The 16,179-nt window shown below is 67.3% G+C and carries 15 protein-coding genes; 7 read left to right on the forward strand and 8 right to left on the reverse strand.

Annotation, left to right across the window (positions count from 1 at the left end):
- Positions 1 to 41: 41 nt before the first annotated feature.
- The 4 genes from H7J73_RS25250 to H7J73_RS25265 all read left to right on the forward strand — a co-directional run bounded on the left by H7J73_RS25250 (position 42) and on the right by H7J73_RS25265 (position 3,304).
- On the forward strand, positions 42 to 1,253 hold the full coding sequence (locus H7J73_RS25250) for an acyl-CoA dehydrogenase family protein (protein ID WP_264070483.1): 1,212 nt from the start codon (positions 42 to 44) through the stop codon (positions 1,251 to 1,253).
- The gene (locus tag H7J73_RS25255; protein ID WP_264070484.1) at positions 1,246 to 2,412 is read left to right on the forward strand and encodes an acyl-CoA dehydrogenase family protein; all 1,167 of its coding nucleotides are present in this window, start codon (positions 1,246 to 1,248) and stop codon (positions 2,410 to 2,412) included. Before H7J73_RS25250 ends, H7J73_RS25255 begins: the two co-directional genes overlap by 8 nt.
- Positions 2,413 to 2,497: 85 nt before the next feature.
- Positions 2,498 to 3,058: a CGNR zinc finger domain-containing protein gene (locus tag H7J73_RS25260; protein ID WP_264070485.1), complete on the forward strand. Its 561-nt coding sequence runs from the start codon at positions 2,498 to 2,500 to the stop codon at positions 3,056 to 3,058.
- Positions 3,059 to 3,121: 63 nt separating this feature from the next.
- Positions 3,122 to 3,304, forward strand: coding sequence for a hypothetical protein (locus tag H7J73_RS25265; RefSeq protein ID WP_264070486.1), 183 nt, complete (start codon positions 3,122 to 3,124; stop codon positions 3,302 to 3,304).
- 46 nt (positions 3,305 to 3,350) lie between these two features.
- Here the strand turns inward: H7J73_RS25265 and H7J73_RS25270 are convergent, their stop codons facing one another.
- Genes H7J73_RS25270 through H7J73_RS25290 form a run of 5 tightly spaced genes read right to left on the reverse strand, consistent with a single transcriptional unit; the run spans position 3,351 to position 8,152 of the window.
- Positions 3,351 to 4,226, reverse strand: coding sequence for a polysaccharide deacetylase family protein (locus H7J73_RS25270; RefSeq protein WP_264070487.1), 876 nt, complete (start codon positions 4,224 to 4,226; stop codon positions 3,351 to 3,353).
- Positions 4,226 to 5,203: an agmatinase gene (speB, locus tag H7J73_RS25275; RefSeq protein WP_435405579.1), complete on the reverse strand. Its 978-nt coding sequence runs from the start codon at positions 5,201 to 5,203 to the stop codon at positions 4,226 to 4,228. Before speB ends, H7J73_RS25270 begins: the two co-directional genes overlap by 1 nt.
- Positions 5,204 to 5,217: 14 nt before the next feature.
- Entirely contained in the window at positions 5,218 to 5,982 is a 765-nt protein-coding gene (locus H7J73_RS25280) for an SDR family NAD(P)-dependent oxidoreductase (RefSeq protein ID WP_264070489.1), read from the reverse strand.
- Entirely contained in the window at positions 5,979 to 6,677 is a 699-nt protein-coding gene (locus H7J73_RS25285; RefSeq protein WP_264070490.1) for an SDR family NAD(P)-dependent oxidoreductase, read from the reverse strand. The genes H7J73_RS25280 and H7J73_RS25285 overlap by 4 nt, the downstream gene beginning before the upstream one ends.
- Entirely contained in the window at positions 6,674 to 8,152 is a 1,479-nt protein-coding gene (locus tag H7J73_RS25290; protein WP_264070491.1) for an APC family permease, read from the reverse strand. The genes H7J73_RS25285 and H7J73_RS25290 overlap by 4 nt, the downstream gene beginning before the upstream one ends.
- Positions 8,153 to 8,321: 169 nt before the next feature.
- Between H7J73_RS25290 and H7J73_RS25295 the strand changes: the two genes are divergently transcribed.
- On the forward strand, positions 8,322 to 9,692 hold the full coding sequence (locus H7J73_RS25295) for a PucR family transcriptional regulator (protein WP_264070492.1): 1,371 nt from the start codon (positions 8,322 to 8,324) through the stop codon (positions 9,690 to 9,692).
- A 13-nt stretch (positions 9,693 to 9,705) separates the two neighbouring features.
- Here H7J73_RS25295 and H7J73_RS25300 read toward each other — a convergent pair whose 3' ends face one another.
- Both H7J73_RS25300 and H7J73_RS25305 read right to left on the reverse strand, forming a co-directional pair.
- Positions 9,706 to 10,719, reverse strand: a complete 1,014-nt coding sequence (locus H7J73_RS25300; RefSeq protein WP_264070493.1) for an alcohol dehydrogenase catalytic domain-containing protein — start codon at positions 10,717 to 10,719, stop codon at positions 9,706 to 9,708.
- A gap of 112 nt (positions 10,720 to 10,831) precedes the next feature.
- Complete coding sequence (locus H7J73_RS25305) at positions 10,832 to 11,641, reverse strand: PIG-L family deacetylase (protein ID WP_264070494.1); 810 nt, start codon at positions 11,639 to 11,641, stop codon at positions 10,832 to 10,834.
- Between the two features lie 117 nt (positions 11,642 to 11,758).
- Here H7J73_RS25305 and H7J73_RS25310 point away from each other — a divergent pair, with 117 nt between their 5' ends.
- Positions 11,759 to 12,673, forward strand: coding sequence for a zinc-binding dehydrogenase (locus tag H7J73_RS25310; RefSeq protein WP_264070495.1), 915 nt, complete (start codon positions 11,759 to 11,761; stop codon positions 12,671 to 12,673).
- Positions 12,674 to 12,732: 59 nt separating this feature from the next.
- Positions 12,733 to 13,797 (forward strand): YihY/virulence factor BrkB family protein, encoded by a 1,065-nt coding sequence (locus tag H7J73_RS25315; protein ID WP_264070496.1) that lies wholly within the window; start codon positions 12,733 to 12,735, stop codon positions 13,795 to 13,797.
- A 258-nt stretch (positions 13,798 to 14,055) separates the two neighbouring features.
- Here the strand turns inward: H7J73_RS25315 and H7J73_RS25320 are convergent, their stop codons facing one another.
- Positions 14,056 to 15,387, reverse strand: coding sequence for a hypothetical protein (locus tag H7J73_RS25320; RefSeq protein ID WP_264070497.1), 1,332 nt, complete (start codon positions 15,385 to 15,387; stop codon positions 14,056 to 14,058).
- Between the last annotated feature and the right edge of the window lie 792 nt (positions 15,388 to 16,179).

Here is a 16,179-nt window from a genome sequence, read left to right on the forward strand (position 1 = left end):
CCCAGTATCAGTTGACAGGTGTCGACTTCTATCGTGGCTGGATGAGCAACGGTGCTGATGCAGACCGGGTCGCGGAACTCGCGCGAGAGGTCGTCGCAGACCATGACCCCAAATCGGTCCCCATCCAGGAATTCCTCGGCGCCTGCTACGACGCCGGACTGTCCTGGGTGCACTTTCCCGAAGGCCTCGGCGGGCTCGGCGTATCCCGCGGACTACAGGCCGTCGCAGACCGGATCCTGCAGGGCGCGGGTAGTCCCGTTCCACTCGGGCTGAACCCGATGGGTTACGGCATGGCGGCGCCGACGATCCGTGAACACGCGCAGAGCGATGACGTCAAGAAATCCTGGCTGCGCCCACTGGCCAGCACCGAGGACATCTGGTGCCAGCTGTTCTCCGAACCAGGTGCGGGTTCGGACCTGGCCGGCCTGGCCACCTCTGCGGTGCCTGACGGAGACGAGTGGGTGATCAACGGGCAGAAGGTCTGGACCAGCCTGGCGCACCGCGCCCGCTGGGGCCTGCTGCTCGCCAGGTCCAATCCCGATGTGCCCAAACACAAAGGCCTGACATACTTCGTCATCGACATGCGCGGGCCGGGCGTGGAGACTCGACCGCTGCGACAGCTGACCGGTCAGGCCGAATTCAACGAGGTGTACTTCACCGACGCCCGCATCCCCGATGCGCACCGACTCGGCGCGGTCGGCAACGGCTGGGGCGTCGCGATGACGACGCTGATGAACGAACGCAGCGCCCTCGGCGGCAGCGGCAGCAGGCGCGGTGCGGGGACGATCGCCGAAGCCGTCTCGCTGTGGGCATCGCGGCCCGAGCAGCAGACCCCGGTACTGCGCGACCGCCTGACCCAGCTGTGGTTGCGGGCCGAAGCGCAACGGCTCACCTCCGAGCGGTCCAGAGCCTCGGCAGGAGTCGGCGGTCCTGGCCCGGAGGGCTCGATCGGCAAGATGGTCGGCGCCGAGCTCAACCAGCACATCTACCAGTTCTGCATCGATTTCCTTGGGCCAGAAGGAGTTCTGTACCACGGCTACGGCACGGGTAGGAGCGAGGACGACCAGGAAGAGGGAGCCGACACCGACTGGCGAGGTCCGATCCAACAACGTTTCCTGCGCAGTCGCGCGAACACCATCGAAGGCGGCACCTCAGACGTGATGCGCAACATCCTCGGCGAGCGCATCCTCGGCCTGCCCGGCGATTTGCGCGCCGACGCGGGCATGCCGTGGAAGGAGATCCCTCGTGGCTGAATTCACGTTTACCGAAGAGCAGGCTCAATTGCGAGCGGCGGTCCGTAAGTTCAGTGCCGCCAACTTCGACGAGCAGACCGTCCGACGGCTGATGGAATCCGATCCGCCGTTCGATCCCTCGGTCTGGTCCCGGCTCGGCGCCGAGCTGGGGGTGCTCGGGATGTCCGTACCCGAGGCCGACGGCGGCGTCGGCGGTTCGCTGGTCGACCAGGCCGTCGCCGTCGAAGAACTGGGTGCGGCGCTGGCCTGCGGTCCACTGTTCGGCACCGTCTATCTGGCGATCCCCGCCCTGGTCGCGGCGTCGGCGGGACCGGCCCGCGACGAGCTGCTCGCCGAGTTGGTGGAAGGCCGTCGCACTGCCGCATTCGCCGTCGGCGACCGGGCCGGTGGGTTCGACCCCGCTCTGGTGACGGTGCGCGCCAACGGAGCCGGTGACCAGGTCACCCTGACCGGCACCGTCGCGCGGGTGGTCGACGGCAGCGTCGCCGACGATCTCCTGGTCGCCGCGGCCGGCCCCGACGGCGTGGCGCTCTACACCGCCGACGCCGCGGGTCCCGGCGTGGACCGCACGACGCTGGTCACGATGGATCAGACCCGGCCGCAGGCCACCATCACGTTCACCGACGCTCCGGCCCGGGTGGTGGCCGACACCGACGAGGCTGTGCGCGTCATCGAGCACGCGCTGCAGGTCGGTTCGGTGTTGCTGGCCGCCGAGCAGGTCGGCGCGGCCCAGCATCTGCTGGATCTCGCCGTCGAATACGCGAAGTCACGGCTGCAGTTCGGCAGGCCGATCGGCTCATTCCAAGCGGTCAAGCACCGGTTGGCGGATCTGCTCGTCGACATCGAGCACGCGAGATCGACGGCCTACCATGCGGCTTGGGCACTCACTGACGCTTCGGACGAGCCGGCCCTAGCCGCGAGCATCGCGCAGGCCATCTGTTCGGCGGCGTTCGCGAAGGTCGCCACCGACACCATCCAGACCCTCGGTGGCATCGGGTTCACCTGGGAACACCAGGCGCACCTGTACTTCAAGCGGGCGACCACCGACGCGGCACTTCTCGGCAGCGCCGAACAACACCGTTCCCGAGTGGCCGACCTGGTGCTGGACACCGCGTCGGCGGACAAGACACCCCGGGTCGCCGACGGGACGCCTGCCTAGGACTCAGCAGCCTGCGCCAGCTCATGTAAGGAGTAAACTCCGAGTTTGGTCATGACTAGCGTCGAGCGAAAGGGAGGTACCGTCGATGATCTTCAGCCACGACACCGAAGTCACCCTGCGCTCCGCCGTCGACCTCGTCAACAGTGACCGCGTCGACGGCGACCAACTCGCCACCGGTGAGGCGTTGAACCGATTCCTCGACGACTACGGCACGACGGGCCGACGTGACAACGACGCCGCCGAACTTGCTGCGGTGCATCAACTCCGCCAGCGGCTGGGCCGGGTCTGGACGGTGGCTGACGACGAGGCCCGCGCGGTCGGTCAGGTCAACGCGCTGCTCAGTGACACCCGGGCGGCCCCGTGGCTGACCCGTCATCCCGAGATGCCCGAATGGCATCTGCATCTGGCCTCGATCCACGACCCGGTGGCACAACGGCTCGGTGCCGAGATAGCGATGGCACTGGCCGATCTGATCCGCGCCGGGGAACTGCGCCGGCTCAAGGTGTGCAACGCACCGGACTGCGATGCGGTGCTGTTCGACATGTCCCGCAACAGGTCCCGAATGTTCTGCGACACCGGCAACTGCGGTAATCGGCAACACGTCGCGGCCTACCGGGAGCGCCGGGCCACCGCCGACGAACAGTGAGCTCCGCGCGTCCCGCGGCGGCGCGGACTAGCCTGGGCACGGACAGCACGACTGGAGGTTGACATGACAAGCCCACTGGAGCGCGGTATCGATGTGGCGCACGAGGCGGTTCAGGCGACCGCGGTGCACGCCGGCCGCATCGCCGGCATCGTGCTGACGGCGGTCGGCCAACTCCGCACCGAGGTCGGTGACCTGGTGTGGGACTTCCGTGACCTCGCCGGTGATCTGAAGCAACCCAAGGACTGACCCCAGGAGCACCCCAGGGGTGGGCTCACCCGGCCCCCGGTATAGCTCAGCGCGGTACGTCGGGCGGGGTGATGGACCGTGGCGAAAGCTCCAGTGTCCGAACGTGTTCGGCGATGGCAGCCAGATTCGTCACCCACACGTCGTCATGGTCGAGGACGTATCGCATCAGGTCGTCGAGTTCGGCGGCGCGGGATGGGCGCCCCGTCAGGAACGGGTGATTGGTCAACACCCAGCAGCCGCCGACACGGCGCAGGCCGTCGAATTCCAGCTGCCACAGTTCGCGCGCCTTACGCGGGCTTTCGATCAGTCCACTGCCGGAGATGTCGGGCAGGTAGCAGTACTGCTCCCAGTCGTCGAGTGCCCATTGGATCGGGATCTCGACCAACGATCGGTCCGCGCCGGGGGCGATCGCCAGTTCGTAGGGATGATCGGAGTCCATCAGACTCGAGTCGTAGAGGAACCCGCGCTCGGCCAGCAGCGCCGGGGTACGCCACGACAGATCCCACATCGGTGCCCGGTAGCCCGACGGCCGTACTCCGGCGACGTCGGCCAACGCCGCCAGTCCCCGGTCCAACACGTCGATCTCCTGCTCAAGGGTCAACGCGGTGGGCTGCTCGTGCAGGTAGCCGTGGTGGGCGATCTCGTGCCCGGCCGCCACGATGCTGCGGATCGCCTCGGGGTAGCGGTCTGCGGTATGGCCGGGAACGAAGAAGGTCGAGGCAATCTGATGCCGCTCCAACAGGTCCAGGATGCGTGGAATGCCGACCAGCGGGCCGTACGCCTGATGGCTCATCACGCTCATCCGGGCCCCGACCGATTCCAGGGTGCCCGGGCCTCCCCACAGCACGGCCGACTCGGCATCCACGTCGAAGGTGAACGCCGCCGCGGCGGCTTTGCCTTCTGGCCAACGAATTTCACTCATCAGCCGACCATAAGCGAGATGAGCTCGTAGGCGAGGTTGGCGCCGGCGACGGCGGTGACTTCGGCCTGGTCGTAGGCCGGTGCGACCTCGACCACGTCGGCGCCGACGATGTTGAGGCTGCGCATCGCCCGCAGCACCGCCACCAGCTCACGGCTAGTCATCCCGCCGATCTCAGGGGTGCCGGTACCGGGCGCGAACGCCGGGTCGAGCACGTCGATGTCGATGGACACGTACACCGGATACTGGCCCACCCGGGCCAGCACCTGTTCGATCACCCCGTCGATACCGATGCGGTCGATATCGCGGCAGTGCACCGCGGTGAAGCCGAGCTCGGCGTCCTCCAACAGGTCGGCCCGGTCGTAGAGCGAACCGCGAATACCGACGTGCGCGGAGTGGTCTTTGACCAGCAGACCCTGTTCGGAGGCACGACGAAACGGTGTGCCGTGGGTGCAGGGTGCCCCGAAGTAGGTGTCCCAGGTGTCGAGGTGCGCGTCGAAATGCACCAGGGCGACCGGTCCGTGCACTTCGTTGACCGCCTGCAAGGCCGGCAGCGCGATGGTGTGATCACCACCGAGCAGCACCACCTTGTGTCCGGGCCTGCTCAGGAGTCCACGGATGCCGACGCGGATCTCGTCGACCGCGGCGTCGATGTTGAACGGGTTCGCGGCGATATCGCCGGCGTCGACCACCTGTGCCGTGGCGAACGGAGTGACGTCCAGTGCAGGGTGATAGGGCTTGAGCAGGCGTGAGGCCTGGCGGATCGCGGCCGGTCCGAACCGGGCGCCGGGGCGGTAGGTCACTCCGCTGTCGAAAGGCACCCCCACGACGGCGATGTCGTAGTCGTCGACCTCGTGGCGCTGTGGCAGCCGCGCGAAGGTTCCGATCCCCGCGTACCGCGGTATGGCCTGCGCGTCGACTTGACCCAGCACTCCGGTGGCCGTCTCAACGTAGGGATGGCTGTACTTGTCCTGGCCCATATCCGTCTCTCTTGTCATGCTCTCGACCGCGTCGAGCCGCCGTTGCACGAAATCACCTGTCCGACGATCGCTTCCACGGCGAAATCGGTGAGTAGTTCGACTGCGGCTGAAATCTCTTCCGGAAAACCGATGCGGCCCAACGGGATCGACGACGCATAATAGCGGTGGATCGCGTCGAGGTCGACGTTGGCAGCCTCGGCGTCCACCTGCAGCTGCGGGGTGTCGGTGACTCCGGGTGCCACCGCATTGACGATGATGTGTTCGGCGGCCAGCTCGCGCCCCAATGTCTTGACCAACGAGATCAGTCCCGATTTGGCGGCCGCATAGGCAGTCGCCTCCGGCCACCCGGTGATGCCCCACTCGCTGGCGATCACCACGATGCGCCCGGCGCCCCTGTCGCGCATGTACGGAAGCGCCGCCTGCACCAGGAAGAACGTGCCACCGAGGTTGGTGTCGACAACCTTCCACCAATCGGCGTCGTCGTGGTCGAGCAGCGGCGCCATCGTCATATACGCGTGGTTGGCCACCAGGATGTCGAGACTCCCGGCAGCGCGTGTCACGTCCGCGGCGATGCGGACGCATTCGCCCGGGTCGCAGACGTCCCCGGCCGCGGTCAGCCCGCCGATCTCGTCGGCGAGCGCGGTGAGCTCGGCGCTATCTCGAATATCGTTGACTGCCACCGTCGCTCCCGCGGCCGCCAGGCGTCGGGCATGCGCGGCGCCCATCCCCTGGGCCGCGCCGGTCACCAGGGCGACTCGGCCATGTAGATCAGTGCTCATATGACCGCTCCGGAGTTGACATTGACGACGTCACCGACGCTGAATGTCGCATCGCAGACCAGGTATTCGACGCAGCGGGCCACCTCAGGCGGGGTGGCCAACCGCCGCAGCGGCAGAGTCATCAGGTAATCGCTTGCCCGCCAGGGTGAATCAAGTGCCAGCAATGGGGTATCGGTTGGGCCGGGGGCCACGCAGTTGATTCGCACGCCCCGGCCGGCCACCTCAGCAGCCAGGCTGCGGACGAAACCGAGGATCGCACCCTTGGCCGCGGCGTAGTGCACGTCGCCGTCACCACCGCCGACGGCCAGTTCACTGGCCACCGCCACGAGTGCTCCGCGCCGCTCGATCAAGTCCGGCAGTGTCGCGCGGGCCACGTTCACCAGCCCCCCGAGATGAACGCGCAGCATCCGCCGCCAGGCGTCTGCGCTGATCTCGGCGACAGGTGCCATTTCGTAGTAGCCCGCCGAGGTGACGACTGCCCCGATGGGACCGAGCGCCGCACGGATCTGCGCGACCGCGCCGGCGACGGCGTCCGGATCCGAAACATCAACGGCAACAGCGTAGTCAGCACCGGGAGCCGATCCGCTGAGATCGAGACAGCCGACGGTGAAGCCGCGCCGGGTCAGTGCCTCGACGACGGCGGCGCCGATACCGCTCGCACCCCCGGTGACCAGCGCCACCGCCGACTCGCTCACGGCCGGACCGTCCGCTCATCGGCCTGTTCGTCGGTGGCTTCGACCTCGTCGATGACCGACGCGCCCACAATCCGAGACCGGACGCGGGCCAGCAGGACGGCGCCGATAACTCCGAGTACCACCACCCCGATCCACACCGACCAGTCGAGGTAGCGCTGATCGAAAGCCGCACGTGGCCAAGCGATATTGATGAATTGCAACAGCGCCCAGACCGCCGCGACAAAAGCGATCGGCAGCGCCGCGCGGCCCAGCGAGAACCTCGCTGGGGTCCAGGCGCCACGCACCAGTACCACCAGGAAGCCGAGCAGAGGGAACAGGAATGCCAGGTAGAAGCCGCCCGCGGTGAAGTTCACCATCAGGGTGTAGACGTCGCTGGCGACGATGCTCAACAGGAACAGGCCGGCACCGATCGCCGTGGTGACCAGAATCGCCGTCACCGGGATACGGGCCTGGCCGCGCAGGCGACCCAGTGCGCCGGCAGCAGGCAGGGCGCCGTCGCGGGCGTAGGCCCAGATCACCCGTGATGCCGAGGTCTGCAGGGCAAGAAAGCTGGCCAGGAAGCCGATCACGAACAGCACCTCGACGGGCTTGGCCACCCCGGCACCGAGTGCGGTGGTCAACGTGTCGTACACCGGGTCGGTCACCGTGCCGTCGGCCACCGCGCCGAGATCCGGGATGGCCAGGATGATCGCCAGGCTGGAGTAGGCCACCACCACCGCGATGAACACCAGCGAGAACAGCACCGCCTTCGGCAGGTCGCGGCGCGGTTCGTGTACCTCCTCAGCGATGGAACCGGCGCTCTCGAAGCCGACGAAGGACCAGCCGATGAACGCGACGGCCATCAGGAACGGGCCGCTGAGGTAGGTCCAGCTGTCCACGTCCGGGCCACCGCCCTGAAACAGCACCGACAGCGAGTTGTGTCGGTGGAACAGCAGAAGCCAGGTGCCCAACCCGATCGAGCCGATGACCTCGGCGATGATGCTGCCGACCATGAAGATCTTCAGCGCGCGACGCCCGACCAGGTTGACCGCGGTGCCGGCCAGCAGGATCACCAGCGCGATCACCGCGAGAGTTCCGCCCGAGGGCTCCGTCACGCCGGCGATGTTCGCGATGAAACCCGCCGCCCCGATGGCCACGGTGGCCATCGCGATCACGAGTGTCCACATGTAGACCCAGCCGGCGAACCAGCCGTACGTCGTGCCGAGGAGTCGGCGTGACCACTGGTAGATCGACCCTTCCAACGGCCAGCGCGACACCAGAGAGGCGAACACCAGCGCCACGAGGAACTGCCCGGCGAACACCAGCAGGAAGCCCCACCAGAAGCTCGGGCCGGCCGCCGAGAGCGCAAGTCCGAAGATGCCGTACAGCGCGACGATCGGCGAGATGAACGCGAAGGCGAAGGCGAAGGCGGACCACAACGAGAACTCTCTGCGGAGCACCTGCGGCTGCTCCGCCGGGGCGATGGATGACGACATGTCCTGCTCCCACTACTCGACACTGGTTGGCAGGAACTATCAACCGCGGTCAGCGCGGGCGCCAGTCGTTGGGCCGAAGACGCAGAGAACGCACCTCCGCGGTGCCACGCATTGGAGGATCGCACAACGCCGACCCCTGTCGATGTGACGGCGGCGTTACGCTCGTCCAATGACTGCGCCCGTGGCAGGCACCCCGACGCTGCGCGACCTGCTCAGCGCACCGGGTGTCGGGCTCGTCGTCCCCGACGGTCCACCCCAGGACCTCGATCGGGCGATCAGCTGGGCGCACACCACCGAGATGCGGGATCCGGCGCGCTATCTGCACGGCGGGGAGTTGGTCTGCACGGTGGGCCTGAGCCTGCAGACACCGCAGGACTGCCAGACATTCGCCGATGCCTTGGCCGGGGCGGGCGCGTCGGGAGTGTGCTTCGGCATCGGCGACGGCCACGACACCGTGCCGGCCGCACTGCTGACCCGATGCCGCTATCACGGGCTGCCGGTGCTGATCGCCTCACCGAGCGTGCCGTTCAGCAGGGTGAGCCGCTTCGTCGCCGAATACGAGCTCGGCGCCGAGATCGCCACCGCCCGGGCCACCACGGCGCTGGTGCCCGAGCTGCTCTCGGCCCTGCGCCGTCACGCCTCGACACGCGAGCTGCTGGACACCGCCGGTCAGCTCCTGGACTGCTACTTCCTGCTCGACCCGGCCGACACCGTGGACGAAGGGGAGAGCGGGTCGCCGGTGGTCGTCGTCGAGGTGCCAGGGCTGGGCAGCCTGGGCTGGGTCGGTCGCGGCGACCACCCGGAACCGGCGCTGCTCGACGTCATCGCCCGATTCGTGCGAGCGACCCAGCTCCAACTCGACGTCGAGACCGCTCTGGCCCGTGAGCGGGTAGGTCAGCTGCTGTCGCTGGTCGAGCGCCGGATGCTGCTGCCCGATGCGCTGAGCCAATTACTTTCGTGGCCCGGCTTCACCGCAGCGGAGCTGACGTGTTCGGCATGGCCGGCCGGCGCCGGCGCCTTGTTGTCGATGGCGATCCCCGGCGCGCTGGTCGGCGACGCCCCGGACCTGTGCTTGATGCTGACCGCGGAGTCCCTGGAGACGGCCGACGACCTGGCTCTGCCGGCCGGGCACTCGGCGCCCGTGCCGCTCAAGGAGATCGGCGCAGCCATCGGTCAGGCGCGCATCGCGCTGGATCTCGCGCAGCGCCGCGGTCGCCGCGTCGGCCCCGACCAGTTGAGCACCCTGGAGAGCCTTCTCGAGCAACTCCCCCTCGTCCAGCTCGCGCCCTTCAAGCAGCAGCTGATCGACCCACTGGCCGAGATGGACCGGTTGCGCGGCACCCAGCACATCCGCACGCTGCGCGCGTTCCTGACCCTCAACGGGTCACTGGGCGACACCGCCCGGGAGTTGTATCTACATACCAACACCGTGCGGCACCGGTTGACCCGAATTCACGAGCTCACCGGTCGAGACCCGTTGAACCACAACGACCAAGCGGCCTTCACGATCGGTCTGCGCGCACTCGACCGCCGAGACTGACGGGCAACGAGAGTCAGACGGTCAGCACCATCCGGAATCGCGCCCGGCCTTCGTCCATCGCGGCGTAGGCCTCGGCGGCCTGGGCCAGCGGCAACTCCTGGATCCGGGCCCGTACCCCCGACTGCACGGCGAACTTCATCGTCTCCTCGACGTCGCGGGCGGTGCCGGATGGATGGCCGGTGACGGTCAAGCCGTCAGTGATCAACTGCAGGGGGCTGATCGGGAGCGGGTCCGCGGTGACACCGATGGTGATGAGTTCTCCGCGCGGTAGCAGTCCTGCAACGGTGTCGCCCATCGCCTTCGAACTCGCGGCGGTGGCCAGCACGACGATGACACCGCCGAGGGCCTGCAGCGCTTCGCCGACGTCGCCGGCAGTGGAGTCGATGTAGTGGTGGGCGCCGAAGTCCTTGGCGTCCTTGGCTTTATCCGATCCGCGGGCGATGGCGACGGTCTCGAAGCCCATCGCGCGGGCGAACTGCACACCCAGATGCCCGAGACCGCCGACGCCGAGGACGGCCACCCGGTCACCCGGCTTGGCGCGGGACTGCCGCAGCGCATGGAACACGGTCACCCCGGCGCAGGCCATCGGCGCGGCTTCGGCGAACGACAGCTCGTCGGGTATCCGGGCCAGCGCGTTGGCCGGCACGGTGACAGACTCCGCGTACCCACCGGGGTAGTGCAAGCTCGGGATCTGCAGCTTCCGACAGTGGATGAAGTCACCCTGCAGACACGGCACGCACTCGTTGCAGTGTCCGCCGAACCAGCCGACGGCAACCCGGTCGCCGACAGCGAAATTGTCCACGCCGTCGCCGAGTTCGGCGATGGTTCCGGCGATCTCGTGCCCGGGGGTCAGCGGCCACGTGATACCTGGGAACTGACCGTTGACGAACGCGTGGTCGGTGCCGCACACACCGGCAGCGTCGACGGCCAGCCGGACATGGTCACGCGCAGGAGAGGTCGTGTCGACATCGACCAGGGTCAGCGCCTCGCCGGGCCCCTGGACGTGTACAGCCTGATGAGTTGACATGGCATCCCTCGGATCTGCTGGCCTATCGGTGGGTAAGCGATGGGTAATTGAGATGGGTAGATGAGACGGGTAAGTACTCCATCGTTCCTACCACCGCAGTCAACCGTCAGCGTCAGGACGACGGATCGAACAACGTGACTTCCAGGACGTCCGACGCGGCGGGAGCCGGATAGACCCGGACGTATTCCTCGACCCGCTCGACGGGAGCGCTCGAATCGTCTGCCGCCGCGAACATCTGCAGCAGCGCCTGCGCGTCGGGCTGGCTGGCATGCGCTCCCAGCGCACGCAGTTTGTCGGCCCAGAACGGCGTGACATCGATCCTCGCGGAGATCACCGCATCGTCGACGGCCATCTCATCCGGAGGCAGCCACGCCTCGCCGCCGAACACCGCGCGAGCGCGGGTCTGCATGGTGCGCATACTCGTCGCTGATATTGCGATGTAGTAGAGCTTCGGCGCCCGGCCCGGCTCGGCGTTGGCCGCGATGTTGCCGTGCGCGGCGATCACGATGTCGTGGGTACGGATGTGATCGGGATGTCCGGACAGGCCGTTGGGCGGGTAGGTGACCAGGACGTCGGGGGCGAACATCCGAATCAGCCGAACCAACTGCTGCACCATCGGCGCCATCGGGCGTCGGCTGAACGAATCCGCCGCCACATCGGCGGCATCGCCGGGCAGCCCGGAGTCCGGGTAGCCGAGTTTCACCACATCGCCGACGCCCAGCGCCTCGGCCGCCAGGTCCAGCTCCCCTGACCGCCGCGCCGGCACCAGGGCGGGATCCAGTCCGATGGCATCCCCGTGGCGACCGTCGGTGCACGTGACCAGGACGGTGCGATAACCCTCGGCCGCATAGCGGGCCAATGTGCCGCCGGTCTGGCTGGACTCGTCGTCGGGGTGCGCGTGCACGACCATCAGGACCGGCATCCCGCTTCTGCTGCGCACACCAGGCCCAAGGCGGCCCACCGACAAGAAATTCCCGTTACGTCCGTATTCGGCCGGCAAATCGGGAATAGCCGCCGATCCGCCCGAGTTGGCGCCAAGATGCGAGCCGTCGTCTACGACCCCCGTGCCCGGGCGAATCTGCGACTCGACGAGGTCGAGGAGCCGACCGTCGGCAGATCCGAGGCCCTTGTCGATGTCGAAGCCATCGCGCTGAACTTCGGCGAGATCCATTTCATCGACCAGATGCGCAAGCCGGGCGAGGTGCCCGGCTGGGATGCCGCGGGTGTGGTGACGCAGGCGGCGGCGGACGGCTCCGGGCCGCCGGTGGGCGCTCGCGTCGTCAGTTTCAACGGGCAGGGCGGCTGGGCGCAGCGCCGAGCTGTACACACTGAAAACCTCGCTGAGCTGCCTCAATGGGTCGACGTCGAGGAAGCCGCGGCGCTGCCGGTGGCCGGCGTGACCGCGCTGCAGGCGTTGCGTGCCCTTGGCCCCGTGGTGGGCCGCAGGGTGCTGATCACCGGGGCCTCGGGCGGCGTCGGCCGGTTCGCGGTACAGCTGGCCGCCCGCGCCGGGGCGCATGTGATCGCCGCAGTCGGCAGCCCGGCCCGCGGCGACGGCCTGAGCGAACTCGGCGCCGACGACGTCGTGGTCGGACTCGCCGGTCTGACCGAGCCCGTGTTCGGTGTCCTCGACAATGTCGGTGGAAAGCTGCTCACTGAGGCCTTCAGCCTGGTCGGCGACGGCGGTTCGGTGCAGTCGATCGGGATGGCCTCCAACGAACCGACCACCATCGACTTCGAACGGGAACGCCGGACCGGCAACCGAAAGCGCTTGGAGCCCTTCACTGTTCGCACACCGTTCCGCGCCGACCTGGAGTACCTGCTCACCCTGCTGGCCGACGGCGAGCTCGACCCGCAGATCGGACTGCGCGATTCGTGGGACAACGTGTCGGCCGCCGCGGAGGCATTGCTTGGTCGCACGGTCGCCGGTAAGGCTGTCCTGCAGGTTGGGTGATCGGCCACATTTGGCCACGTCAGGCGATTGCCGAGCGGCCAAATGGGTATCAACACCCAGTGGTGAGATGGCTTGATCGTCTGCAACAACGAAGCCGAGCGGTCGGCTTCGTCATTGCGGTCATCTATAAGTACGTTGACGATCAGGGCGGCTACCTGGCCGCACTGATCACGTACTACGCCTTCGTCTCCCTGTTTCCGCTGCTCCTGCTGGGCACGACCATTCTGGGTGTCGTGCTGGTCGGCCATCCCGAGCTCCAGCACCAGGTGGTGCACTCCGCGCTGAGTCAGCTCCCCGTCATCGGCGACCAATTGCAGCAGCCGAACAAGCTCAGCGGCGGGGTAACCGGCGTCGTCGTCGGCATCGCGGGCGCCCTCTACGGTGGCCTCGGCGTCGGGGTGGCCGTGCAGAACGCGATGGACACCGTCTGGGCGGTACCGCGGAACCTCCGGCCTGACCCGATCCGCTCGCGGGTGCGCAGCCTGGTACTGCTCATCGTCCTCGGTTCGGCCGCAGTGGCCTCGACGGTGCTGTCGGCGCTGGGGCGCGCCACCCACATCCTGGGTCCGGTCAGCACCGTCGGGGTCGTCATCGCCGCAGTGCTCACCAACGCGGTGATCTGTCTCGTCGCCTTCCGGGTCACGACGGCGCGCGACGTGACCTGGGCCGAAGTTCTGCCGGGGGCGATCGGCGCGGCCGTCATCTGGCAGTTACTGCAGTGGTTCGGCGCCGGCTATGTGGCTCATATCGTCGGCTCGGCAAGCAACACCAACAGCGTGTTCGCCCTGGTGCTGGGATTGTTGGCGTTCCTGTTCCTCATCTCGGTGAGCCTGGTGATGTGCGCCGAGGTCAATGTGGTGCGCGTCGACCGGCTGCATCCACGGGCGCTGCTGACCCCGTTCACCGACGACGTCGAACTGACCCCCGCCGACCGGCGCACCTACGCCGGCAAGGCTAAAGCCGAGCGCGCCAAGGGTTTTCAGCACGTCGAGGTCAGCTTCGACGCAGTCCCGCGCAGTGGTCGCCGGGCTCTGCCCCAGGATGAACAGGATGTCGCCAGGCGCGTCGCGTCGGGCGACGAGGATCTTGACAGCCGCGGCACCGAGCGGGATCCGCAGCGGTAGGTACGACGTCTCAGCCGCGTCGGTCGACCGCGGCAGTTCGATTTGGGGTCAGGTGTGACCATCGGTATCAACCAGAGCAATCTGTGCCAGTTGTCGTCATCCAACCCGGCCACCACACTGGCAGCCAAGGGCGTGTACTTCGACACGGTCGCCGCCTTGGTGTAGCGCGCTCCGAGGGGACCAACAGCTTTGGCCTTCGGGGGAATCGGGGCCCCTCCTTCTGATCGAAGGAGGGGCCCACGAGTTCAGCCGGTGTGGTTACTCGTTGCCGCCGCCGGTGTCGCTGCCGGTGCTGCTGCTCGAGTGGGAGCCGGAGGCACTGCGGTTACCGCCGACGGTCTTCTTGATCCCGCCGCCGAAGTTCTTGGCCGCGGTCCCGACCTGATCGCCGCGGGCCTTGAGACCGGCTTGGGTCTGATCGCCGGACCTGTTGTTGGCCCCGGCCCTGGCCCCGGGCAGCACCTTGTTGCCGTCCTTGGTGTCGACTGGCGTGACAGTGGTGTCGGTCCCCTTCGTGTCGACACCAGCGTCAGTGCTAGTGGTATTACCCTCGGCCGGTGCCGTCGTGTCCGCCGGCGCCTCGGGCCCAGCGGGTGTGCTGGGTTCCGGCGCGACCTCGGGGCCGGTCACCGTGGCGGGCGTGTCCACGGTCGCCTCGACGACCGTGGGCGACGAGGTCTCCAAAGAGACCAGCGTCGCGGCCGGGGCGGGCAGCGAGGCAACCTCGGCCAGCGGCGCCCGCGAGGCCGGCGCCGGAGGTGCGATCGCTGCCGCAATCGCCTGCGGTAGACCCACGAACAGCGTGGTGAGCAGGCCGGGGACGCTGCCATCGGCGCCGGAGGTGATGAGCCCCGGCATTGTGCTGAAGCCATTGTCGTAACCGTTGATCAGGGCGTTGAGGACATTGGCCGGTGTGCCGATGGCCTCGCTCACGGCCCCCACGAGGTCGCCGACACGGATCGCGTCGAAGATCGCCTGGGCGCTGTCACCGATCTGGGTGGTGACGCCCAGAGTGTTCTGCAGGAAGCCCAGACCGAGGTACATCACCTGCGTGTTGACCGCCTCGAGTGCCGCGGTGATGTTCTTCGAAATGCTGACCGGGATTTCCAATAGACCCATCAAGCTGATGGGGCCACCCAGGAACATCATGATGAAAGACGTGTTGAGCGCTTGGACCGCGCCTTCGATATTGCCCGTTTTGAGCTCGTCGGCAGCCTCTCTCAACCCGTTCGGCAGAGACCCGTATCCGTCCCCGGTGGCCCACTCCGCCATCCCCTTGACGAATCCCACCATGGAGTTTGCGTACAGCTCGGCGTACCCGAATTGGTTACTGAGAATCTGCCGCAGCGCCGGCGCGGGGTCGGACAGCCACGCGGTGCCGAGCTCCCCCGCGTTTCCGATCGTGTTCTGGACGAGGTTCGCCCACGGTTGGATGGGATTCGCCATCGCCGAGAGCTGCACCGCGGAACTGGAGGCCATAGTGCGGGCCGCCTGGGTTTCGGGCAGGGGGGTGATGGGGGTAACAGCGATGACGCTGGCACCGACCAGCGCGATTCCTGCCGTGACGTAGGGGCGAACCGTGAGTTGCACGCAGTCTCCTAGATTTGATGACCGTCGATATTGACGGGCGTGACACTACCTGTGAATCACCTGAATACTGATGAATTTATAGAACTTGTTCCATTTCTCTCGTAGCAGCATCGCCTCGGTCGATTCCCTGGCGGGGAAATAGCTGTCCGGTGGTATCGACGCGACTCCGAGCGCAGGGAACAGATCCGATCGACCCGGAAGTCTCCGCGGACTATCACAGCAGAATCGGGCTGACCACTTCATATGATCCGTGCTACCGTGCCTCACTAGCGCGGATTTGCCTGCTTGAAGCGATGTAATGACGACACGTTAGATAGCGGATGGCTCATCGACGCAACTGCTGATCGATCGCTTGGCGATGACTGAGCCACGCTGCCCACCGTCGCCCACCGAGCGTTGTCGCGGCCTACGCGTTGTCGCGTGGATTTGCCACTGACCCACCGGACTCGTCCGCAGTTGTCCAGCGAGGTCCAGAAACTGCAACATGTTCCTGATGCTGTATCGCCGTAACAAATGTTATGCGGTCGGTGATTCTTCACGTCGGACGCGACATCGGCCGAGGTGGCCGCGGCACGCGACAGCCGGACCGCGCCGTATCGGGCGGCTCGGCTTCGGGTGGATACCTCCGGGAGATGGCGGCCACGTCGAACGTCAGGGGTCGTCGTTCTTTTCTTGGGCCCCATGGTTGCTCTGACTGAGGAGTCGGTCGGGGTGGTGGTAGGCGTTGGTGGTGTGTTGGCCGGTGTCGAGGTGGGGTGGGGGTAGCCATTCGGTGGTGCACTTCGGTGTGGT

Origin of the sequence: Mycolicibacterium komossense, assembly GCF_025822605.1 — a bacterium.
Taxonomy (GTDB): Bacteria; Actinomycetota; Actinomycetes; order Mycobacteriales; family Mycobacteriaceae; genus Mycobacterium; species Mycobacterium komossense.

Coding starts and splice junctions, on each gene's coding strand:
- H7J73_RS25260 (WP_264070485.1), top strand. CDS start 2,498: ATGATCTTCAGCCACGACACCGAAGTCACCCTGCGCTCCGCCGTCGAC.
- H7J73_RS25250 (WP_264070483.1), top strand. CDS start 42: ATGAGCAACGGTGCTGATGCAGACCGGGTCGCGGAACTCGCGCGAGAG.
- H7J73_RS25295 (WP_264070492.1), top strand. CDS start 8,322: ATGACTGCGCCCGTGGCAGGCACCCCGACGCTGCGCGACCTGCTCAGC.
- H7J73_RS25265 (WP_264070486.1), top strand. CDS start 3,122: ATGACAAGCCCACTGGAGCGCGGTATCGATGTGGCGCACGAGGCGGTT.
- H7J73_RS25290 (WP_264070491.1), bottom strand. CDS start 8,152: ATGTCGTCATCCATCGCCCCGGCGGAGCAGCCGCAGGTGCTCCGCAGA.
- H7J73_RS25310 (WP_264070495.1), top strand. CDS start 11,759: ATGCGAGCCGTCGTCTACGACCCCCGTGCCCGGGCGAATCTGCGACTC.
- H7J73_RS25305 (WP_264070494.1), bottom strand. CDS start 11,641: ATGCCGGTCCTGATGGTCGTGCACGCGCACCCCGACGACGAGTCCAGC.
- speB (WP_435405579.1), bottom strand. CDS start 5,203: ATGGGCCAGGACAAGTACAGCCATCCCTACGTTGAGACGGCCACCGGA.
- H7J73_RS25270 (WP_264070487.1), bottom strand. CDS start 4,226: ATGAGTGAAATTCGTTGGCCAGAAGGCAAAGCCGCCGCGGCGGCGTTC.
- H7J73_RS25300 (WP_264070493.1), bottom strand. CDS start 10,719: ATGTCAACTCATCAGGCTGTACACGTCCAGGGGCCCGGCGAGGCGCTG.
- H7J73_RS25280 (WP_264070489.1), bottom strand. CDS start 5,982: ATGAGCACTGATCTACATGGCCGAGTCGCCCTGGTGACCGGCGCGGCC.